The 22,725-nt window shown below is 58.4% G+C and carries 15 protein-coding genes and 1 tRNA gene; 5 read left to right on the forward strand and 11 right to left on the reverse strand.

The genetic code is table 11. From position 1 onward, the window contains the following. The first annotated feature begins 52 nt into the window (after window positions 1–52). Window positions 53–129 (forward strand) — tRNA-Arg (locus KJP28_RS16755). A gap of 212 nt (window positions 130–341) precedes the next feature. Here the strand turns inward: KJP28_RS16755 and KJP28_RS16760 are convergent. The 4 genes from KJP28_RS16760 to KJP28_RS16775 form a co-directional block, all read right to left on the reverse strand. Next, window positions 342–1,403, reverse strand: a complete 1,062-nt coding sequence (locus KJP28_RS16760; protein ID WP_218393778.1) for a tyrosine-type recombinase/integrase — start codon at window positions 1,401–1,403, stop codon at window positions 342–344. Then, entirely contained in the window at window positions 1,400–1,651 is a 252-nt protein-coding gene (locus KJP28_RS16765) for a helix-turn-helix domain-containing protein (protein WP_218393779.1), read from the reverse strand. Before KJP28_RS16765 ends, KJP28_RS16760 begins: the two co-directional genes overlap by 4 nt. A gap of 163 nt (window positions 1,652–1,814) precedes the next feature. Next, window positions 1,815–2,141, reverse strand: coding sequence for a hypothetical protein (locus KJP28_RS16770; protein ID WP_218393780.1), 327 nt, complete (start codon window positions 2,139–2,141; stop codon window positions 1,815–1,817). A 96-nt stretch (window positions 2,142–2,237) separates the two neighbouring features. Then, window positions 2,238–2,615, reverse strand: a complete 378-nt coding sequence (locus tag KJP28_RS16775) for a hypothetical protein (RefSeq protein ID WP_218393781.1) — start codon at window positions 2,613–2,615, stop codon at window positions 2,238–2,240. A gap of 556 nt (window positions 2,616–3,171) precedes the next feature. Between KJP28_RS16775 and KJP28_RS16780 the strand changes: the two genes are divergently transcribed. Then, window positions 3,172–4,836, forward strand: coding sequence for a plasmid recombination protein (locus tag KJP28_RS16780; protein ID WP_218393782.1), 1,665 nt, complete (start codon window positions 3,172–3,174; stop codon window positions 4,834–4,836). On the opposite strand, the gene KJP28_RS16785 is transcribed toward KJP28_RS16780, so the two are convergent. From KJP28_RS16785 to KJP28_RS16815, 7 genes are all read right to left on the reverse strand, one after another. Next, the gene (locus KJP28_RS16785) at window positions 4,837–5,493 is read right to left on the reverse strand and encodes a DNA-binding protein (protein ID WP_218393783.1); all 657 of its coding nucleotides are present in this window, start codon (window positions 5,491–5,493) and stop codon (window positions 4,837–4,839) included. Window positions 5,494–5,675: 182 nt separating this feature from the next. Next, window positions 5,676–7,679, reverse strand: a complete 2,004-nt coding sequence (locus tag KJP28_RS16790) for a 3'-5' exonuclease (protein ID WP_218393784.1) — start codon at window positions 7,677–7,679, stop codon at window positions 5,676–5,678. Further along, on the reverse strand, window positions 7,676–8,083 hold the full coding sequence (locus KJP28_RS16795; protein ID WP_218393785.1) for a hypothetical protein: 408 nt from the start codon (window positions 8,081–8,083) through the stop codon (window positions 7,676–7,678). Before KJP28_RS16795 ends, KJP28_RS16790 begins: the two co-directional genes overlap by 4 nt. Before the next feature lie 36 nt (window positions 8,084–8,119). Continuing rightward, window positions 8,120–8,581, reverse strand: coding sequence for a hypothetical protein (locus KJP28_RS16800; protein ID WP_218393786.1), 462 nt, complete (start codon window positions 8,579–8,581; stop codon window positions 8,120–8,122). A 1-nt stretch (window position 8,582) separates the two neighbouring features. Continuing rightward, window positions 8,583–11,465, reverse strand: coding sequence for a site-specific DNA-methyltransferase (locus tag KJP28_RS16805; protein WP_218393787.1), 2,883 nt, complete (start codon window positions 11,463–11,465; stop codon window positions 8,583–8,585). Beyond that, the gene (locus KJP28_RS16810; protein WP_218393788.1) at window positions 11,462–12,175 is read right to left on the reverse strand and encodes an NYN domain-containing protein; all 714 of its coding nucleotides are present in this window, start codon (window positions 12,173–12,175) and stop codon (window positions 11,462–11,464) included. The genes KJP28_RS16805 and KJP28_RS16810 overlap by 4 nt, the downstream gene beginning before the upstream one ends. Window positions 12,176–12,305: 130 nt before the next feature. Beyond that, window positions 12,306–15,317: a BPTD_3080 family restriction endonuclease gene (locus tag KJP28_RS16815; RefSeq protein ID WP_418887939.1), complete on the reverse strand. Its 3,012-nt coding sequence runs from the start codon at window positions 15,315–15,317 to the stop codon at window positions 12,306–12,308. Window positions 15,318–16,019: 702 nt separating this feature from the next. Between KJP28_RS16815 and KJP28_RS16820 the strand changes: the two genes are divergently transcribed. Genes KJP28_RS16820 through KJP28_RS16830 form a run of 3 tightly spaced genes read left to right on the forward strand, consistent with a single transcriptional unit; the run spans window position 16,020 to window position 22,701 of the window. Continuing rightward, a complete protein-coding gene (locus KJP28_RS16820; protein WP_218393789.1) occupies window positions 16,020–19,109 on the forward strand; it encodes an AAA domain-containing protein in 3,090 nt (1,029 codons plus the stop codon). Continuing rightward, window positions 19,081–20,685: a coiled-coil domain-containing protein gene (locus tag KJP28_RS16825; RefSeq protein WP_218393790.1), complete on the forward strand. Its 1,605-nt coding sequence runs from the start codon at window positions 19,081–19,083 to the stop codon at window positions 20,683–20,685. The genes KJP28_RS16820 and KJP28_RS16825 overlap by 29 nt, the downstream gene beginning before the upstream one ends. Window positions 20,686–20,697: 12 nt before the next feature. Next, entirely contained in the window at window positions 20,698–22,701 is a 2,004-nt protein-coding gene (locus KJP28_RS16830; RefSeq protein WP_218393791.1) for an McrB family protein, read from the forward strand. Window positions 22,702–22,725 lie beyond the last annotated feature (24 nt).

A 22,725-nucleotide genomic window follows, 5' to 3' on the forward strand; every position in this document is an offset into this window, starting at 1 on the left:
CCGATTGCCCCTTGCAATGCACCGCGAGGAAAGCTAAATCGCCGCCTACCGCGCTCTGGTAGCTCAGCTGGATAGAGTACTTGACTACGAATCAAGGGGTCGGGGGTTCGAATCCTCCCCAGAGCGCCAACCTCCCCACTAAAAGCTTTAGATAACAACGGGTTGTCTGAATCATTGTCTAAGAAATCAAGTGCCTTAGACAATTTGGAAAAACCGTGACGTGACCGCAGGGCGGTGCAAGGGCCTGATCCAAGGCGGATTTTTCTCTTGGGAGTCACCCATACGCAACGGCCCGACGCTGGAAGCGCCGGGCCGTGGTGCGGTAGGAGGAGCCGATTGATTTAGTAGAAATCTCCGGTGTCGAGCACGGAAACGGACAAGATTCGTTTCCGGTCCGCGCCCCGCGTGTAGCGCTCGACCTCTTTGAGGCTCTCGTGACCACTCCACGCCGAAATCTGGTGCACGGTCGCACCGTTCTCGGCGTGTTTGATCATCCGGCTTTTGCGGAGGCCGTGTGAGGTGAGCCCCTTCGGCAAACCTGCTTCTTGCACTGCCTCGGAGAACCAACCGGGTGCTGCCTTTGCGGATCGCATTGCACCATAGGCAGTCTGAAGAAACGTTTCGCAAGGCTCGTTCATAGCGCGAAGCGCGTTTTTGAAGTGCTGAAGATCCGCCTCGTCGGCAAATCGCGGAAGGTCGCGGTAGACCGGCACTGCGACGTCCCCTCCGGTTTTCTGTTGCGTGAACTCCAGCCAGCCGTCTTCACTGATGTCGCCCGGTCCAAGCGCCACGGCATCGGAAATGCGACAGCCGAGCCAGAAGCACAGCTCGAAAGCGAGACGATGTTTTGTCCCAATCGGCCAATGATCACGAAACTGTTTGACCTGAGGATTTGTCCAAGGTGTATGCCCGTCCGATTTCGGTGCTTTCACCTTTTTTGCGGATAGGCTGGGATCGTCTTCTATCAGCTCCAACTCTACGGCTGCGAATTTTCCCAAAGCCCGCCATGTCTTCAGGCGTTCGTTCGCCGGATTAGGAGCCATCGCCCGCATCATCGCCTTAATGTGTTTGCCTTGGATGGTTCGATAGTCCAGCCGAGCAATGGCGCCGTCCTTTTCTCGGAGCAGGCGAGCAATATCGGTGCGTCTTACGCCCTGATAACTCTCAGATAACGCGCGAAATTCATGCGAGTCCATGTAGCGTCGCGCGACGTCTTCGACCGAATTTTTGATCACGATGGATTTCGGCGCATCGCGTTTAATGCCGTTGCGCGCTTCAAACAACGCATCCAAGAAGTCGGGATGATCTTCGGGCAAGTGAGCAGGAAGCGGCGTGTTCGTCGCGCGATGGTAAACGTAGTAGGTGCCGTTCACATAGTAACGCTTTAGGCCGGGTTGCTTCATTCCGCCGCGATCCCGAATGCTGCGTCCGCTGCCTCGGTGGTTCGCCATTTTTCTTCCCCTTCGTATTTGAGAGAGTCCGCAAATGCGTCGAGATCACGAATGTCGAAGAGGCGGTTGCCACCGCATTCTTTCCGACCGAAATGGCCCTGTCTTGCCAGTTCCAACAGCTTGGACTCCGACATCCCGAGGTAGTGGGATGCGGCAGACGCCTGCATCAGGCGCGGGGCAAATGAGAAGTTCTTTGACATGTGATCGGTGTTCTATTGCGGTCACAGGAGGAGTTAGAAAAAATCCAAAGCCCTCCTAAACGAATGACCGAAAAAAGTTATCGGTTTTTCGTAACCTTTTGACGATGTTTCGTATTTTTCTCGATCCGGCGCCGTTTAGGACGCCGGATCTGCTTGCTTTCCGTCAGCTGCGCTGGAGATCCGTGATCCGCGCCGCATACCAGCGCAGTGACGCGTCGACCTCTCGGGCGTCGAAGTGATCGGGGAAGTCCGAGCCCATGGATCCGATCATCGCCAATAGTGTTTCGACCACTTCTTCGAGGACGATGCTGAGCGGGATGGTTCGCGCACCGACGGGGACTTTCGCAGAGGTTTCGACGCTCTTGCTTGGCTCGATGAAGGGGTTGGCGAACGCGGCCCGATAAAGAGCATTTAAGCCTTCGCCATGCTCTTCGATGAATGTGAGGACCTCAGCACTCTGCCTGTCGATGTCCTTTACGATGATATTCATGGAGTCATCTCCGTCCCAAGCAAGCGACGGCGTTGGCCGACTTTGTAAAACTCGTTGGGGTCAAGGCCGTCGCTCCAAGCAGAGCGACGGGGTGCGTCATGCGGCGAGATCGAGATCGATTGAGGGATGAAGCGAGGCGTAAACACTAAGTGCGTCGAGCAAGCTGTCGCTGAGCAAACAAATCTCTTCGACAACTGGGTCGGTTGGGGCGATCATCAAGAAGCGCCCCTGTGCCTCAGGGTCTTCATCGATTGCATCGAGAGAAAGGATGCGATGGAGTTGCACGAGATTGCGCAGCGTCCTCCTGTCCGGCTTCGTGTTTCTCGCCAGAGCTTCGACAATGTCATCGACGAGTTGCTTGCCCTTCTTTCCTGCGAGCAACACTGCCGCATTTCCGAATGCTTCAGGGGCTGATCCCAGCAGCTGGTGCAAAGATGATTGCGGCGTCGCGTAATTCACCATGTTGATTTCCATGATGGACTCCCATTTTTGGCACGGCACCTTGCCGGGCCTTCCTAAGGCGCGCTCTCAGCTGTCTGGCTGGCTCGAACCTCATCAGAAGGGCTCGAGACCGCCGACAGCTACGCGCCAATCTTTCCGGGAGAGGTCGAGGAGGGGGCGTCCCCCCTTTTCGCCACACGGCGTGTGAGCAGGTGGGGTTGCCGTCGGCGGGGAGGAGTGCGGAACGACCGCCCCAAGAGACGCCAGGGGGTATGCAGAGGGGGAGTGGCGAACGACGACCCTCTGCCCGTCGGAGACGCCGGAGAGGTCCAGGAAGGTGGCGAACACGCATCATGGTCTGGGAGGTTCAGGAGGGGCGACGCGCCCTAATGATCCCGCTGAAGGCGCGGGGTCCCGGGGCAGCGCCCCGGGCGAACGAGGTGCCGCCCGCAAGGAGGCCCCGCCGGTGCGGGCGGCTCTATAGTGAGTGAAGACCTCTCCGCATCCTTGGATTCGGAGATTGCGCGGCCACCGCGACCTGTTTCTAACTGCGACTTTGGAGCTGCGGTCCGGGGACTAAGTCCCCGCGATGGAAGACTTGGATCTGATCATATTACGCTTCGAACGCGCCACTGATTACGACATCGGTGGTGTCGAGGCACATGGCACAAAACGGCAAGGCAAAGAGAACATAGATGAGCTGCGTTCGGATCAAAATCGCTATCTTATCGGCGGAGCGAACCTCCGTGAGATCTGTGACAACCGGATCGTGGAGCTTCAGAAGCGAACGGCCGCGCTTCGTGTCGTGTCCTTCAAGAAGTCAAGGCACACAGCAAAAAGAAAAGTGTTGGAGAAAGCTCTCGAAACCGCAGGTGATGACAAGCATGAACTGGCGGAGCTTGTCGGTTGGCCCTGGGATCCAAAGAACACGAAGCCGTGGACCCAAGGTGTCTTGAGTGCGTCACCTGAGTTTTTCAACGACGACAACGGCAACTGGGACGACGCACAGGTTGAAGACTTTCTGACGTTCGCGAAAGCATACCTCGAGACCGAGTTCGGTCGTGAAGTGCTCTATGCACGAGCAGACCTTGATGAAAAGACGCCACATGTTCACTTCGTTGTCGCGCCGGAGCATGAGGAGCGGCGAACCAAAGTTCCGATGTTGAGCCACTCTCAGCATCGATTGTTCGGTCAAGTCGAATATGAGAAATCGAAAGATCCCGATGGCGACGAGCATCTTTGGCGCAAGCGAAGCTACGAGCTTTTCCAGGATCGTGTGGCAATGTTTGCGGAGGTCTACCAGATTGATCTTCATCGCGGCGAGCAGCGCGCCGCCGAAGATCGCGTCAAACGCCGTCGAGGCGAAAAGATCATCGGGCGCAAGCACACATCACCCGCTCAGGGGCGCGAGGTCGCGAAGCGGATGGTTGTAGACGCCGAGGAAAAGCTGCGCCGCGCGGAGCAGGCCAAAGCAGACGCGGAGCGCCTGAAACAGCAAGCCGAACGCGACCGCGTCGCTGCGCAGAAGGATCGAGAAACGGCTGCTCGGGAACGCGCAGCTCTTGATGCTTACAAGGCAGGCCTCGAGCGCGGCCTCGAAGCTCTCGATGATGATGAGATCGTCTACACGTCGGACGCCGCCGGAAGGGATGAGAAACTCCAGGATGGACCGAACATGTCGGATGACGGCGTCGTCCGGGATGGTCTTTGGAAGACCATTAAACCTGCCTATGAATGGCTACTCGGTTTCGCGCGAAAAGCGTTCGTGAAGGGCCGAGAGCTTGAAAAAGAGGCGGCCCGCAACCGAGCTGAAGCCAATGTTCTCTACGCAGTCGACAAAGAGCTCAATGGTCACGACGCAGTCGCACTCAAGCAAATGATGAGGGGCATAAACCCCGAGCAATATACCCGGAGCCACTTTCCCGATGCCTACCGGATTCGCGATACGACCAGCCAAGATGATGTAGATGCCCATTTTCAAGGCCTGCCCAACCTCACGCTCCGCAAACACTATCGACCGACCCTCGATGCGGCGCTTCTGACCGAGGAGCATGATCCTGGGGAGTCGAAGAGGTATCGGCGCGCCGCAGATGCGATTGAAGCGACCGCCACGATGCGGGGTTTCAACCTGGAAACCGGGCGTCAGCACATTTTGCGCGCGACAGACCCGGAGCAAACGCGCAAGTTCACAGATCAAGAGCCGGACCCGATCCGGATCCGGCTCTTCAACAGGCAACGGCAACGAACGCTGTGACTATTCAAATGGGAACTCAGGTGTTTCCGGTTCTTCATCCTGGGTCTTCTTCGAAGAACCCTTTTTCGAGGGTGCCTTCGGACCCGGCGTCACGCTGATCAAAGAAGCCTTCAGTTCGTCGAAGAAGGCCTGTCGCTCGGAAAGGCGCGCCTCCGCATCAGCGAGTTTTGCTGTCAAGTCGGCAACCAGATCGTCGAGTTCGGCGATCTTGCTGTCAGCTTCGGACACCTGCCTATTTGCGCCATCAAGCTTGGCTTCAAGGTCGGAAACAATGCTCTCGAAGTCATCGATCTCAACCCGATGCTCTTGTCGCAGGGTTTCCAATGTCTTCTTCATGTCGACCAGCTCTGCGTTCTGCATATCGCGCGTTTTCATCCAAAGGTCTTCGAGCAGCCGGTCATACGCTTCCCGAATTTCGTCGGGCACAGCCGTCATCGCCGAGAGCTTCGTCTCTCGCGCCGAATGCTTTTCTTTCAGCATCCGCGTCAGCGGAGTCAGGCGGGACATTGATGTGCCCACCTTCTCGTTCAGCTTTGTGTTCGTCGGCATTTTGCCTTGGTTCTTCTTCACGAAATCAAGGAAAGCGTCTTCAACGCGCTTCTCGAATTCGGCCTTGGTCTCAGCGCTCTTCGCGAGTTTCGGATCATGTTTCGACATGTAACGTCTCCAGAAAGGCGGTAACGATATTACCGGGTATTACCGCCCGCTCTTCGGACGGCTCTGGGGACGTAGGGAAGAAATCCTCAGGTCCAAAATGTTAGGTTTTCCGACTGCTTTCATCGTTGGCGGAGCGTTATGGCTCAGTAGTGAAGAGGCACCCGCAACGGTCTTGGACACTGTCATTCGGCTTTTCTTGCTTGGATCAAGTCCGACAAGAAATCCGAGAGCGGCTCTGTTCCCGACATCCAGAGAAAATCTCTGGCACGGGTTGCGGCGACATAGAGGAGGTGTCGTTCGGTATTCATGACCTCATCAAGCTGGCCTTCGTCACGCGCCGCCAACAGACGCGTTTCATCTGGCAAGACATCCTGATCGAGGAACGGGATAGCGACGGCCCTGAATTCAGCACCCTTGGCGTCATGCATCGGCATGATCGTTGCATGATTGGCCAAGCCCTCTGGGAGTTGAGCGATCATCGCATCCTGCCGAACCAGGATGGCGATCTCATCGGACGAAACGCCTTGATCCGCGATCGCTTCGACCCAGGTCGCCACCTCCCGTATTTCGTCACTCCGATCTGCAAAAGCGCGTAATTCAGGTGCCGGTCCGTCGAAGACTGACGTGACCCCCAAGCGCGCCTCCTCCGACCCGTCCGCTTCGACCAGCGTTTCTGGCAAGAGAAGGTCGCTGCGAAGCCGGATCTGGTGCGACGTTCGATAGTTGACCTTAAGGCTTCGCGACCGCCCTCTTACGTCGACCTTGGCAGCAGACCATGGGAACGGCGCACGGAAAATCCTTTGTCCAATGTCGCCTGCAAAGAAGAGACCGTTCAGCTGATTTCCCAGGGTGGACCCCAGTAGCAGAAGCTCCGCTACGGATATGTCCTGAGCTTCATCCACGAGTGCGTGGGTAAACGGGATTTCGCCGACTTCGCGAAGTTCGTGAGCGAGTTGGGTTTCCGTTTTTAGCCCCTTCGATATCAGCTCTTGGCGGACTTGGGCGAAGACGGCCCAAAGCGCGTCTCTGCGAGAGGCGGCCATCCGGAGCTTGCGTCCAAGTCTCGGCAGATCGCGATAGGTCTCTTGATCCGGCACTGCCCATGCATCGACAATCAGAGACCATTCGTCGAATAGGAACTCGGGATCGGCGCTGAGCCCCTGATCTTGCGCAGCATCCGCCAAGAGTGTCCGCAAAGTCTCTTCATCGACGAGCTCGCTGTCACCAAATCGCTCTGCGTGAAGCCTACCCACAAGCGGACCCAGCGCTTCGACATGAATTCTCTTTCGGGTGTCGCCGTTCGCGACAAGAGGAACCTTCTCATTCAAGGCGCGTGCAAGTCGACGATTGAATGTGGTCAGGAGCACCCGAGCATCCGGGTCTTTCGCAAGACGCGCCGCCCTGTGTAGGGCGACCACCGTTTTGCCAGTGCCAGCTGAGCCGATCACCCGAGCCGGACCATTGAAATCCCGATCCACGAATTCGCGCTGCGCCGGGTGCAGGAAGACGGACCATTTCTCCCACGGCGCATCTAAAGCCTCGCGCAACTCTTCGACATTGTCGACGACGCGGAAGCGCCGCAGTGTATCGGGGTGCTGCCAAGGATCCTGATCATCCGCAACGATCGGAGCAGGCGCGGGACGCGAGCCTGTTGCAGCAGCCAAGAGCGCGTCTGCGGCCTCTCCTGGCAGGCGATGGGCAATGTCGAGGATGGTGTCCTCGGTGGCATCCCGCACCGTATCGAGCCAGTCTTCGGGAACACCCCACGAAAGAAGCGTCTCGTCATGTTCGTCCGCGAAGAGGCGCGGCATTCGGACCGCCTCTTCGACATACCTTTGCACGACGATGTCTTCGACGCTCTCGCGGGCCTCAACGATTTGCACGACGCCGGTTTTCGGATGCGCCTCGATCCTCCGGGTTTCGGCCCATCGGTAGGCATCATCATGGTGACCAACCCAGGCGAGGAGCGTGTCGCCATCCTTCTTGTGGATGACCATCCGAATGTCGCGGTTCACCCGTGCGGTCCAGAAATCCGGATCTCGTGCGCGGTCGACACGGTGCGTGGAAAAGCCGGGAAGGCTCGGGTCCATCTGAAAGTCGAAGGCAGATTGCTTGACCTGCTTCTGCTCCTGCGGCGAGAGCTTGGCGAGCGCGTCGTAGAAGGTGTCGGCGATGCGGTGGGTCAAAAGTCACCCCCAACCCGAAAGACATTGGAGCCTGCTGCCCATCCATCTGGTGTGAACAACTGGTTCTCTGTGCTACCCAATAGGCGCGCCGCACGGACAGGTTCGCTGTCGACTTCCACAGTTCCGACCTCCAGCCACGCAGTGGGAACAGTTGGGCCTTCAAATTGATCAACCACTGAGATGTCTTGCGCCTTCTTCTCGTTAAGAAACACGAGGCCCGCAGTCTTCAGGTCATCGATGAAAAATTCTACATCCATCGGGTTCATGAAGCCGACACGCGCAATCTCGTTGTCGCTGCATAGCGTGCCATTCGGAACGAGCTCGAGGAACTTGTTCCAGCCAATAGTTTCGCTCACTCGATCAATTCGAACGATGACTGAGATTGCTTCGATCAGAACGGCCATTGTGCGACATCCCTCGTTGAAAATTGTTTCTTGAAATCAGAGAGCCTCTATCAATGTCGGCCCATGCGGGACGAAATTCGACACAAAAGCCTTATGAGAATTACGACCACTAAGAAGGTTCATTGGTATCGCTTCATCCTTGGTGAGCTCAACGAGACTATCCACCTCCCAAAAAACCGCCCAGTGGCCACGGTTGTCCGCATCGTATTGCTCTGTGGAAGTAGGCCGATAGGTCATGCCAGAGGGATGCGCGCCATTTTTGGAGTCTACATGGCCCAGATACCGGGCCGTCCATCGGACTTTTGGTGGACCGAATTTTCTCGAGTCTGACGCATAGATGTAGACATCGATTTCTTGGTCGCCAGCAATCTCACGAAGTTCATTGAACACTTGCCAAGCGTTGGAACCAAAAGCGACTTTCCCGGCACTCTTTTGAGTGTCGAGGGCTGAAATCAGATGCTCTTCCGGCACGGGCGCGAGCAAAGCAATTTGGTCCATTCTAAACCCCCAATACCTTCATCACCTCATCTCCGAGGTGGTTGATGACCTTCACCGCGATCCGCCCCGACTTGGGCCGCGTAAACGGCCGCGACACCGTTCGCTTCAGGCTCTCCCACGCCTCCTCGTCTACTTCGCCTTTCAGCGTCGTCTTGAGTTGTTTGTAGGGGATATCCGCCCCCGGGAAATACGCATGGCGCACGAAGAAGCTCTCTTCGTTGTAGTCCGTATCGATGAACCAGCAGGCGATGTCGTCGGGTTCGCTCGACACCACGTCTCCGGTTGCTGGTTTGAAGATGTCGACGCCGAGCAACTCGATGCGGAACTTGTCGCCGTCTGCGGTCAGCTTGATGTCCGGCTCGCCGAAGACGACGAAGAGGTTGCCGCCACCGGCTTTCAGGTCCCCTGCCATATGCAGGTCCGGGTTCATTCGCGCGTGCAACACGGGGATGCGGCCCAGTTTGCGGAACTCGGCCGTATGCGCGTCGAAGTTGAAGGCGCAGGCGATGACGATGTCGAAGCCCGCGTCCGCTGCCTCGCGCGCAGCAGCCACGAGGTCGGCGCGTTGCACGGTGCCGTATTCCGGGCCGATGAAGATGCCTGCGCGGCGCTCCGTGTCGCCCTCCATATACCGGCCTTCCGCGGCGAGCCATTCGCCGGGCCAGGCGGACAGGCTGGTGAAGTCGATCTTGTCTGACTTGTCGGCCTGCTGCACCCCGGCCTTGGTCAGGTTTTCCAAGATCGCGGTGCGGTAGTTTTCTGCCTCCTGCGCACCGGGGGCACGGGCACCCGTGGCGGCGTCGTGTTCCTCGATCAACTCGCCGTATTTGTTGACGGCTTGGGTGCGGTGGGGCGAGAGGCTTTCCACCGTGAACGGCCCCGCCACGCGGACGCGTTTCTTGTCCTCGAAGGGTTTGTCGTAGAGGAACTCGAAGTCGGCCTTGGCGGCGATGGAGGCGTCGATTTCCTTTTGTCGGGCGATGCGGGCCTCCCAGAAATCGGCCAGCGCTGTCTTGGCGGCCTCAGACCAATGCTCGGGTGCCTCGCGCGGGATTTCCCATTCCATGAAGCCATTCGCGGGCGCGGATTCGCCGGAGGGGAGGGTGACGTCTCCGGAGGCGGTGAAGTCGATCTCCTCGCCCTTACGCCCGCCGGTCTCGACCATGAACGGGGTCGGGTGGCCGGTGAGGGCGGTGTTGAGCGCTGCGCGGGCGTCCTCGACGGCGGGCTGCATCGTGTCCCAGATCGTGTCGATCTCGGTGTTGTTGGCGATGGATTTGAGCGTGATATGCGGCACGCGGTCATAGACGAAGCCATGTCGGATATCGCCGAAGGTGTCGTGGGTCGAGGGGGCGGAGCGTGTCACCTCGGCCTCTTTGCGCTGCCCCTCGGGGCTGTCGGCGAGCAGATACCAGGGGTATTTCGCCCCCATGATCCGGGCACGGGCCAGCGCCAGCGCCACGCGGGAGGTGTCGATGGTGATCCACCGCCGCCCCCATTGCTCGGCCACATAAGCGGTGGTGCCGGAGCCGCAGGTCGGATCGAGCACGAGATCGCCGGGGTCGGTGGTCATTAGGAGGCAGCGGGAAACGATCTTGCTGCCAGTTTGGACCACATAAACCTTCGGATCTGTAAAGCTGCCTGTTCCAGTATCCATCCAAATATTGGTGTGGGGGGAGAGTGGAAAGTCGTCGATGTATTTGTAATGCGCAATGGTCTTTCCACTGGGTTGGATCATCTGGGCTTTTTGCAGTCGATCCATACCAGTGACGTTCGTTCTCCAACCTCCGCGCGAAGGCTTGGAAAGGGTCCCGTGCAGCGGGTAGGCGAAAGTTGTTGTCGAGCTTCCACTGGCCGATGTCATGCTCGATAGACGATAGATTTTGGAGGCGCGTGGCAAAGAAGTAGGGTCGGCGATTTCCTCTTTCGTTAGGTTTCTTCGTGACCCGTCTGGCATAAGAACATGACGATAAACTTGTGCGGCCGATTTACCCTCGATCTTTTCATACCATGCCGGTCGGATTTTTAGCTGCCCCTTATTCTTTGCGTAGAAAACTATGAAATCGGATGCTGACGGCAAGAGCGAAGAGGTTTGGCTGCCTGACTTGAAAATCGTAATCTGACTGACAAAATTCTCCTCCCCGAACACCTCATCCATCAGCGCCCGGACCCGGTGGACGTTCTCGTCTCCGATCTGGACAAAGCAGGACCCGCTCTCGGTCAAAAGCTCCCTTGCCACCACAAGCCGGTCGCGCAGGTATTGCAGGTAGCTGTGGATGCCGTCGCGCCATGTGTCGCGAAAGGCCTTTACCTGCTCCGGCTCGCGCGTCAGGTGCTCGAGCTTGCCGTCCTTCACGTCGCGCGACGTGGTGCTCCACTGGAAATTCGAGTTGAACTTGATGCCATAGGGCGGGTCGATATAGATCGCCTGCACCTGACCCTTCAGCCCCTCGCGCTCGGCCAGTGACGCCATGACCTGCAACCCGTCGCCCAGGATCATCCGGTTCGACCAGCGTTTCTGGTGCCGGTAGAACTCGATCTCGGCCTCGCGGTCGTCGTCGGTGATCCCGAAGTGGTCGAAAAGGTCCGCGCCCCCGCCCTCGCCATTCCGCTTCCCGCCCGCGCGAAGGTCCTCGATGATCGCCTTGGGATGCACCTGCTCCTGCAAGTAAATCGGCGGCGCGTCCATCGTCACGGCGGCCTGATCGATGTCCTTGCCCCGCCAGATCAACTGCGGATCAAGGTCCGGATTGCGCCGCTCATAGGCGACCTTGATGGGCTTGGCGTCCTCCGGATCCATCATCGGCGCAAGCTCCGGCGTCGGGATGTTCACGCGGGTGTCGTCATGGGTGATCGGCGCGATGGGGGTTTTCTTGTCGGTCATGCTTTGGCCTTCGGTTCGGGTTTCGGCTGCGGCTTGGGGAAACCGCTACGCAGCCCGTCAATGTGTTCGAACAAGTTTTCGTCGACCTTACGCCATAGGGGATCGAGGACGAATTTTATGCCTTCTCTGCGCGCGAGCTTGGCTGCCGGCACGAAGTCACTATCGCCTGCGACCAACACGATCATGTCGGCTTGGCGTTTCAGAGTGATCGAGGCGATATCCAGACCAATTCGCATGTCGACGGCATTCTGGCGGAACGTCGGGCGGAAGTCGTCATCCGTCAGATCCGCGAAGTCTCGATTTTTCTTCAGTAGGTCGCGCAGAACGCTGGGCTTCAGTTCCCACAGGCTATCGGGGTCACGGCGAACTTCGCCCAGACGCACGGCCATATTGGATGTGCGACGAAGATTGTCGTGGAGAGCGAGGTGGAATTTGGCACGGTCTGTTTTTGCGTAGTCGATGCCTTTTGCGCTAATCGGCAGATGACCTTTGTCCAGATAAGGCCGCGCGTCGTAGTAGAACGAGCGGTAGAGGAGGGCACGCGGATGGGCTGCCCTTTCGATCTTGTTGATCTGTTTGAGGTGACTGGTGACCAGACGACTTATGTCACGGCAAACGGCAGCGGCATCTTCACGGTTCGTCGTGGGGCGAACGGTGCGCAGGCGTTTTAGGAAGTAGCCGCCATCTATCAGAATAGCGACCTTCGTCATAGCGTGGCCCAAATAAGGAAAGCCCCAAGGGGTCGGCGAGGCTCTGGATTTCGAGGAGCAACGCTTACTGCCGAGGGGCGGATAACATGAGAGATAGGGGCATATGCCCCAATATGCAACGAATTTCTCCTCATGCCGGCACCTTGCCAAGCATCTCATCAATTGCCGCGTTCAAGCCCGGCCCAAAGTCATTGACGTCCCGCAGTTCCGCAAAGCCCCAGCGCCCATAGGTGCCGATGCGGTTCACGGCGGGCACCCATTTGTGCCGGATCGTCTCGGCTTTCAGATGAGCGTCCTTGCCACGGTAGCCTTTAACCTCGACCACCAGCGTCGTCGGTTCCGGCGTGTCGAGGCGGATCAGGAAGTCCGGGCGATACATGCGCGGCTCGCCTTCCATGACATAGGGCACTTCCAGCCCGAGGTTGTGGTTCTTGGCGTAAAAGATCACGCGCGGATGCTCTTCGATCCGGGCCGCCAGTTGGTCCTCCCACTCGCTATCGGTGATGATCCAGTTGATATGGCTTTTGTCCGGGCGCGGGGCGAAGCGCGAGGCTTTGGTCGTGTTGAAGTTGACGCACAAAGTCGATCCGGTCGGATTGTAGGGGTCGAGCACCGCACGCATGATCTTGTCGCCGCCGGGCTTGTCGATCAGCGCCCCGAAGATCAGATCGCAGACCTCGTCCGCCAATTCCCGGTAGAGAAGTTGCGCGGGTTTAGTGTCGCCGGTGCAGACGAGGTGCCCTTCGGACAGCCACTGCATGACGATCCTCTTCGCTGCCGGGATCAAGTGCATGCGTGGCGCTTGGTTCGCATCGCGGAGTTTCTCGAACACCATGTGCTTGGCGACATGGTAGGCGATCGTCGATTGGCGGGTGGTTTCGAGGTAGTCGAGATTGAGAACCTCGGTCTCCCCCACGATCCCCTGCATCGTAACGACGGTCGCCGACACCTTTTCGGGCGAAAGGACATAGGGCTCCATCCCAGAGAAATCGACGTCGAGGCGATCCGAGGGCAGGTCGGCGACATAACCGTTCACATGGGGGAAAGTGATTTCCAGATGGTCGCGTTCCGGCGAAATGGCCCGAACGTTGACGACATCACGGGGTTGCTGCGGTGGAGCGACACGCGGCTGATCCGAGAAGTTCAGCCCGTCGATCCCCATGATGTCCGCGTATTCGGTGCGAAAGTGTTTCGTTTCCGGGTCGATGTCGTAGGACAGGCGGCGCAGTGCACGACCGATGACTTGTTCGCAGATCAACTTTGTGCCGAATGCGCGAAGCCCGAGGATGTGCGTGACATTGTTCGCATCCCACCCCTCGGTTAGCATCGACACGGAGACGACGCAGCGCACTTGTTCGCCGAGACGGCCCTTTTTCCCGACGGTGTTCATGACCTCACGAAGAATGTTTGCGTCGGTCAGATCCTCGGTCGCGCCGCCTCGCGCGGCCTGTTCCCGCCGGAAGGCTTCGATCTCCTCTGCGTGGGCATCGCGAAACGCTTTGTCGATGTCACCACCGGCCTCGAGCGTCGCGCTATCGATCAGAACCGTGCGGGGGCGCGACAGCCGCTCGCCATCGCTCGAAAAATTCGAAAAGAGATCGCATTTGCCGGGGATGGTTTCAATGACACCATCTTCGCTTTCGACCTCGTAACCCGCGACGTAATCGCGAAGCAGCTCCGAGTTCGTCGTGTTGTTGCACACGATGATGAAAACGGGCGGGATACCTACCCCCTCTTTCTCCCACAGCTCGTATGTCCGTTTGTAGTGACCATAGAGCGCGTCGACGGCCGTCTTGAGTTCCAGCGGAAGCTTCTGTGGATCCGGCCTAACCCCTTTGGACTTCTTGGGCATCTTCTTCCCGATGGCGTCCCAAAGGTTACGATAGAGGGGCTCCGGCTCACCAGGCAGATTGTCGGCTACAGGAACGCGCGGAAGTTTCACGATGCCGCATTCGATCGCATCCATCAGCGAAAAGTCGGAAATGACCCAAGGAAACAGCGTGCCCTCGACCCATCCTGATCCAGAGAGAAAGAATGGCGTTGCAGACAGATCGTAGACCGTCTGAACGCCAATCTGGCGTTTTGCAGCTTCCAGCCCCGAAATCCACAAACGGGCGGCTTCAGCGTTCTCTTCCGCCTCTTTTCGCGCGTCCCCAGTAAGCTTCGCCTGCTCAGCGTCCGGTTTTTCGCGGTAACAGTGATGTGCCTCGTCGTTGATCACATTGATCCGGCCCAAACCCATGAGATCCGGCATCACCCGCTGAAGCATCTGACCCTCAGTCTCGAGCGTCGTGACGGCATCCCCGTGGCCTTCGAGCGCGGCGCGCGTGCCCTTTGACAGAGATATCCTCTCCCGCAACTTGAACGCGTGGTAGTTCGTCAGAACGATCTTCGCGCGCTGCATGTCCTGCATAAGGTCGCCGGGAACAAGATTGATCCGCTCGTAGTAGTTTTCGGCGTCGTTCGGCAGGAGCACCCGAAGCCGGTCGCGGATGGTGATCCCGGGTGTGACGATCAGAAAACCGCGGGAAAACGTCTTGGAACTCGGACTTCGAACCGAATTCAAGGACTGCCAAGCTATGAGCATGGCCATGACCGTGGTCTTGCCGGCACCTGTCGCCAGCTTCATGGCAACTCGGAAAAGGTCCGGGTTGGCGTCTTTGTTCGCGGCTTCGAGCCGTGCTCGAACCTGTTTCCCGCGAGGACCCAGTTTGGGTGCGACCTCGGCCAGCCAGATCGCGGTTTCGACGGCTTCGAGCTGACAGAAGAAGGGGCGGATGACTTGCGTTTCGTCCTTCTGAATCGCTCGCCAGTGCTGGAGCAATCTTTGGGTGATGGGAGAAACCTGCCAGTCGTTCGGGTTCGGTAGCTGGCGCCAACTATCCACCTGAGAGCGAAGCTCGTTCACGAACTCGGTGACGTTGTATGCGGAGTCGAGACCGCCCAGCCCTGCTTCGCTGAGCTCCAGTTCGGATTGCGACGCACCGCGCGAACGCTTGGGCTTCGGCATCGCAGAAATCAAATCCGATCGGCGGCGAGATGAGATGATGCGATCCGTTGGGCGGCCTTCTTTGTCGAGTTCCCAATGCTGATCAGGCACGAAATATGGTGAATTCAAAATCGGCTGTTCAAAAAACGACACTGACCGCCTCCCTTTTTTCTGCACCAAATCAAATACTTTGACCCGTAGCAATATCTACTCGCTTGTTTCGTCCATCGGTTGAGGCCTCTGTTCAACTCTTTGAAGGATGGGTGTCTGACGATTGTGACCGCACTCGAGGCGCATAGCTCGCCTTGTCGACGTCGATCATCCCGCCGGTCTCATCAGCCTTGCTCACATTGATCGGCTCGTATGGGCCCTACGAACTCCTTACGATCTGTCATCGCGTCGCACTTGATCGGCTGATCATTTTGTTTCCTTGCCGCCAATTATTGTTCGCCGGAGTAGGTGGCGGCCTACGGCTGATACAGGAATTATCGTTGGATTGCAGCGCCGCCGGCGAAATCGCAGTTTTCTAAGAAAGGGAATTATTTTCGACTGTGAAATGGTAGGCTCGGCCTTGACTGGATGAATGAATATCAACGCTCCAGTATTCAAAAAAGTGTTTTGAGCCAAATGATTGCAGTTGGTCGTTGATTGTGTTTCTGGTCTCTCTTATGCAATCCGGGCTCGGAGCAGATGATCATATGCGTGAATCACAAGGTGATTCACGCAGAACGCTGAATATGTGGGGTGTCCGTGGACGAGTCGTCAATCCTGAGAACGATTAGAGCGTTTCCGCGCGGTCGAACCACAGAGGAGACACTGGTCATCGTCGGGGCCGGATTTAATCACGACAAGCGCATGGCTGCATTGGCTGAGATCGATCAGCTTATTCGTGACGGGAAAATTCGGAAGGATCGGACCGGTCGTTTGCTGGCCCATTTCGGCTCCTTGTCTATTGGTAGCTCCAAGGCTGAGGCGAGCACGACGATCGATGGAGAAGAGAACAGTATCCTCACAGCAGCACCAGCGCTGTTTTCTCAGATCGACGATCCCTCGGAAGAGCTCGCCGTGGAAGAAAAGGATACTACCAATATCGATCTCGGAGCTGTCTTGCGATACTGGCGTTCGGCGCTAAGAGCTGACCCTCGCGGAGCGACTACGCAGGTCGAAGACAAGCATGGCATTGAATGGACGTTGATCTCTGGTGCAGGCCCGATCGTTCCTGGTGAGGGAGCGACCGTCCAGATCCGCCTTTCACTCTCCGGCTTGCCCGCGACGTTTCAGGAGGCGCTCGTTCGACGAGAGGGGAATGAGAATGCCTTGGCTGTAGGTTGGCCATTGTCTGTCGCGCGACAGCGTGGTGTGCCGATTGTTCGGCCTATCGGGCTTCTTGCAGCAAGCTGGGAGCGTCAGGGCGACGACCTGATCCTGTCGCTTCATGCCGATGATGTCTTGGTGAATCCGGAATGGGTTCAGCAAGCCGCTCGTGCGAGTGGGTGGAACAGGAACGACCTTGCGGACGTGTTTCATTCCGACGACGGTGTCGGCCTCCCGGCGATCGAGTTTTTGGACAAACTGAAGGTCGCTGTCGCAAGTCAGATCAAAGGACGGATCAATGGAGAGGATCTGGTCTCGAGCTTGAACCTGAACTCGCAAGGTATCTTCGACGCGGCCGCAGTTTTCCTGCCGACAGACAGTTCGTTCGTTGCCGGTGCTGCGCGAAACCTCGATGAGATTGCCTCGTGGTCCGAGGATCGGATTGCTCAAACCGCCCTTGGCGCGGCGCTCGGTATGCAGGCCGAGGTGAAACCTGCGGCCGCGGCGATTGATGCGGGCCCCTTGAATCAAGAACAACTTCGTGCGGTTCGCGGGGCATGCGAAGCGCCTCTCACTGTCGTCACCGGGCCGCCGGGAACTGGCAAGAGCCAAGCGATCGTGTCGATGGCCGCGTCGGTTCTTGCCGCAGGTGGAAGCGTGCTTGTGGCTTCGAAAAATCATCAGGCGCTCGATGCCGTAGAGGACCGCCTCGGCAGTTTATCGTCCAACACTTCCTTCATGGTTCGAACATTGAACCCGAATGCCGAGATCGACGTCGGCTTTGCGGACGTATTGAAAGCCTTGATCGACAACGAGAATTCATCTCTTTCGTCCGATGTGGACGAGCTTGCGCTGGCGCGCCTCGTCGATCTTGCACGCCGCCGGGCGCAATCGTTGGATCAGATGGAGCGCGTGGCGGAGATCGAATGCGCTTTGACCGATATCTTGGAACGGATCGCTCTTAGGACCGATGCAGCGGGCGGGCGTCAGGAACAGACAGGTTCTGACGAAGCTGTGCAGGTAGATAAGGTAGCTATGTTGGTTCGGCTTTTGCGGTGGTTCCACGCGGTGACATCGAGACGGCCAGCGTCGATCGCAGAGGACGTTGACGACGCACGCCCCGGCTCGGACCTGATTGGGCTATCACTTTCGGACCTTAAGGCACGCCTTTCGGATTTGCGAGACGAGCTGGCCGAGCTTGGAAAGCCGGAGGACCCGATCACACTTGGCTCGGACATTCAGGAGATCATTCGGTCGTTGCTCCCCAAAATCCTGTCCAAGAGAGGTTTCGTTGCCGAAACGCGCCGTCGAGAGGTTGCGGAAGTCTCAGATGATTGGCAGTTCGCAGGGGGGAGGGGGCTGCCACCCGAGGAACTGTCTCAAGCAGTTGTCGAGCACCGTCCGCTATGGCTCGCGTCGGTTCTCGGCGCGCCAAAGCGCATCCCGCTCCACGACGGTCTGTTCGATCTGGTCATCTTCGACGAGGCGAGCCAGTGCGATATCGCGACCGCCATGCCGCTCTTTGCTCGGGCGAAGCGAGCGGTCGTCGTCGGCGATGATTTGCAACTGTCGTTCATTCCGCAATTGAGCCAAGCACAGGATCGAAACCTGATGCAGGCGCAAGGTTTGCCGATTGCTCGGATGGGCCGGTTTGCGCAAAGTCGTCGATCGCTGTTCGACTTCGCGTCACGTGCGCCGTGTGCCGAGCGGATTACGCTGCGCCATCAGTATCGCTCCGCTGGTCCTATCGTGGATTACATCAGCAGCACGTTCTACGGCGGTGTGCTTGAGACGTCCTACGATCCGGACCGCCTCGTCATGCCCAAAGGGGCCAAGCCCGGCCTGGCGTGGGAGGATGTTCCGGCACCCGCCGTTTCTGCGGGAGGCAACGTCAACACGGCCGAAGTCGCTACGATCTTGCGGCATCTGAAGAAACTTCTCGTCGACGAGGGCTATGAGGGGAGTATCGGGGTCGTCACGCCGTTCCGAGCGCAGGTGTTGGAACTGGAAAACGCGATCAACCGTGAGATTCCCGAGACCAAGCGTATCGCCGCCGAGCTCAAGGTCGGGACTGTCGACGGATTTCAGGGGCAGGAACGCGACCTGATCCTGTTCTCGCCGGTCGTCGGGCCGCGGAGTCCGCAATCCGGCATGACCTTTTTCCAGCGGGACAAGCGCCGTTTGAACGTGGCGATTTCGAGGGCGAGGGCGGTCGCGATGGTGTTCGGAGACCTCAATTTCGCGAGGTCCGGCAAATCGACGTCGCTACAACGGTTGGCCGCCTATGCGACTGAACAGCGCGGACGTTCGGGCGAGGGCGTCTTCGACAGCGATTGGGAACGAAAGGTTTACCACGCGCTCAAAGCGCGAGGCCTCAACCCAGAGCCCCAATTCGAGATCGCAGGAAGGCGCTTGGATTTCGCCTTGTTCGGGGCTGGTGGGATCAAGCTCGATCTCGAGGTCGACGGCCGCAAATGGCATCAGACCCCGGACGGACGCCGCAAGACGCAGGACTTGTGGCGAGATGAACAATTGAAGGCCATGGGCTGGCGGGTGCGCCGGTTCTGGGTGGATGAATTAGCCAAGGACATGGAGGGATGCCTTGACCGAGTCGAACAAGACCTTTCGTAAATCGAGCCGGAGCACGGTGATAGCGGCGACACTTGCCGGGGTCGCCGTTCTGGCCTCGGGGTATCTGATTTTCGCGGTGAATACACTCGACGAAAAGTATGGCCGGATCATTGACGATTTCGACCATTACAACGGGGAACTCCAATCGACCCGCGCGAGCGTGGCCGAGGTGCGAGACGAGTTCCAAGCCTTATCGGACCAGAAATTGAACCTCACCTCCGAGGTGGCGCAGGCCGAGGCCAGCCGTCGTAGTGCAGAACAACAGGAGGCGGACGCCCAAGCGCGGCTGGCTACAACTCAAGAACGGCTTGATGCCCTTCAGGAGCGGATGGCAGAGGCTGAAGACATGATAGCCACGGCGGAACGCCTGCGTCGCGAGAACGCCAGCGCCCAGTCCGATCAGGAAAAACTGCGTCGTGAAGTCGCAAGCCTGCAAGGTGATGTCGATGAGCTAACGTCGGCAAAACAGGTCGCGCAGTCCGACCTGGATCAGGTTCAGGACGCACTGGAGCGGGCGCGTCGGCAACGTGACGAACTACAGGACCAGATTGCGGACCTCGAGCCGAGGGTCTCAGACTTGAAGTCTGCCGAAGAAACCGTCGCTCGTCTCGAACTCGAACAGGAACGCCTGAGCAACCTGGTCGATGATTTGCGGGCAGATGAGTCCGCAGTCCGCGAAGAACTCGCCGGACTGACCGAGCGAAAGGACTCTGCCGAACAGAGCCTTGCTGATACGCGTGCCAGCCTATCGGGGGCCGCGACTAATCTGGCTGAGATCCAGGCGGATCTCGAAGAAGCGCAACAGCAAAAGGCAGAGATCGATGCGCGGATGGCGGGCGCGATGACGCTTGCCGAGGAAAACGAGAACCGCGCAGCCCTGGCGGAAGAGCGCCTGACAGATGCGAACGCGAGGCTGGAAGCTGTTATGACAAGCCTCCAAGCCGTCCAGCAAGATTTTGCCACTCGGAGCGCGCAGTTGGCGCAGTTGCGCAGTGAGGTCGAAACGGCCGAAACGACCCTGGCCGAGCTTGAAGCCAAGAGACAACAGGTCGCGAACTTGACCGCCGAGGTCTCGCGGTTGGAGGCGTCAAAAGCCGCGCTCGAGGGCCAGCTTCCCGATCTCGAAGCCCAGGTTCAAACTGCACGGGTCGACCTCGCGAGCGCATCCGATCAGAGGCAGGCACTGTCCGATGAAATCGTCGGGCAGCGCGCCAGGTTGGCCCAGCTATCTGAGCAGATCGGATCACTGGAGACTGCGATCGAAACGATGTCTACACGACGTGACAGTCTCGCCGCACAGATTGCCGAGGCCGAGGAAGCCGCGTCTCAGGCACAGGCGACGATCGAGGTGCAGAAGGCCGAGCAAGGTCGTCTGAAGGCCGCGATCGACGGTCTCGACAATCGCCGAGATGAAGCCAGCGCCGATATCGCGCGACGCCAGAAGGAATTGCAGCAGCTCCTGCAAGAGATCGCCAGCTTACGCGACACTGCGGCTGGCTCGTCTCCTGACACGCCTTCGCCAACGCCTGCCGCAGAACCGGCGCAAGAATCGCCTGCGACGACGAACGATCAGTAAGGACTTCCCAATATGTTGACTGCAACTACACTTTTGGTTTTCGTCGTCGCGGCGGTTCTCGTCCTCCTCGCAATCGTCATGCTGTTCCTCGCAAACCGCTATGATCAGGTGATTACTGCGCAGGGGCCGATCGCAACGATTGACGAACTCAAAGCACAGATAGACGGTAAGACGAACACGCTCGCAGATCTGGAAGCCGAGCTCGACAAACGCAGAGAAGCGATTGCCGTCGTGGCCGACGTGCAAGTGGAGGTTGAAGCGCTCCGACGACAGAAAGAGGAACTCCTTCTCGAATGGCAGAGCCTCGAGGAGCGTCGGAAAGAGGTTCAAGAATTCCGGTTGGAAACGGAACAAGCACAGGTCGAGCGATTGAACCTCGAGGCCGAGTTGGCGCCTATGCGGGAAGAATACAATGCTCTCAAGTCTCGCCTCGAGAAGGCCGAGGACCTCATCGCTCGTATCGAAAGTCTGACCCGCGAGCACGGCGAACTTTTGGACATGGTTCAGGGGATGCGCGACGAGTTGCGTCGGTTGGAAGAAGCGGAAGCGCGGGTTGCGGCTCTTGAAGAGCGTAGTCGCGACCTCGAGGCGGAGAATGCGCGTCTCGAAGGCCGCATGACTGCGCGGGAGTCCGAGATCGCGGAGGTCCAGAGCAGGCTTGGGCAAGAGCGCGAGGCCTTGGCCGCTGCACAGGCCGATCATGGACGCGCCGGGGCCGAGATCGCAGCAGCAGGTCAGGAACTGCGTCGCCAGCAAGGCGAACTCGAGGGACTCGCCGATACCCGAGCGAGCATGGAGGCCCGTCTGGCCCACCTTAGGGAAGAGATCGACAAGATTGATCCAAATAAGCCTTCGGCAGATCCTCTCCACGAACTCAAAGAGACGCCGCCGGTCATCCGTGCCATGCTCGACTGGCCCAAAGCACCGGTTCAGAACGAAGAGGATGCGATCAAGCGGGTCGAACGTCGTTTGCGCGCCAAGGGGCTGGATTATCCCGCCCGGACGTTGCGGGCCTTCCATACCTCCATGAAAGTCAACGAGACCACCCAGATGGCCGTGCTCGCCGGTATTTCCGGCACCGGTAAGAGCCAGCTTCCTCGGCAATATGCAGCAGGTATAGGGATCGGTTTCCTTCAGGTGCCGGTGCAGCCGCGCTGGGACTCGCCGCAGGATCTTATGGGGTTCTACAACTACATCGAGGGCAAGTTCCGTCCAACCGACATGGCGCGCGCGCTCTGGGCCTTGGATGAGCTCAACAACACGGACGCGATTGAGGATCGGATGATGATGATCCTTTTGGACGAAATGAACCTCGCCCGCGTCGAGTATTATTTCTCCGACTTCCTGAGCCGTTTGGAGAGCCGTCCGCAGCGCGGCGCCGTTGGTGATCGCAACGAACGCAAGGATGCGGAGATCGAGCTCGAAATCCCGAACATGGACCAGCCGCCACGCCTGTTCCCGGGATACAATCTTCTGTTTGCCGGCACGATGAACGAGGATGAGAGCACGCAGTCTCTGTCCGACAAGGTCGTCGACCGAGCGAACATCCTACGCTTTGCTGCGCCGAAGAAAATCAAGGACGGTCGCCCGGAAGGACCGATCGAACATCCGATGGCTCTTCCAAAGAGCACTTGGGACGGTTGGGTCAAGCCGAGTTCCAGCGTGGAGCGCGAGGCCAAGGTGACCGCCTCCTTGGACAAGATGGTCGATCTCATGCGAGACTTCAAACGTCCCTTCGGCCACCGTCTGGGTCGCGCGATCCTTGCCTACGCGGCCAATTATCCGCGCGTCGAAGGAAGCAATTGGCCCAACGACGCGATTGCCGATCAGGTCGAGATGCGGCTTTTGCCCAAGTTGCGCGGTGTCGACGTAGACGTGGCGTCGGGACAGTTCAACGAGTTGCGCTCCTTCGTCGAGCATGAGCTTGGGGATGATGCTCTTGCGCAGGCCATTGGCGACTCTTTGGAGCTTGCCGAAGGCACCGGGCAGTTCGTTTGGAACGGGGTGACGCGCTGATGCGATACCTGTCGCGACCCTGGT

Origin of the sequence: Maritimibacter dapengensis, from assembly GCF_019218265.1 — a bacterium.
In the GTDB taxonomy this organism is placed as follows: domain Bacteria; phylum Pseudomonadota; class Alphaproteobacteria; order Rhodobacterales; family Rhodobacteraceae; genus Maritimibacter; species Maritimibacter dapengensis.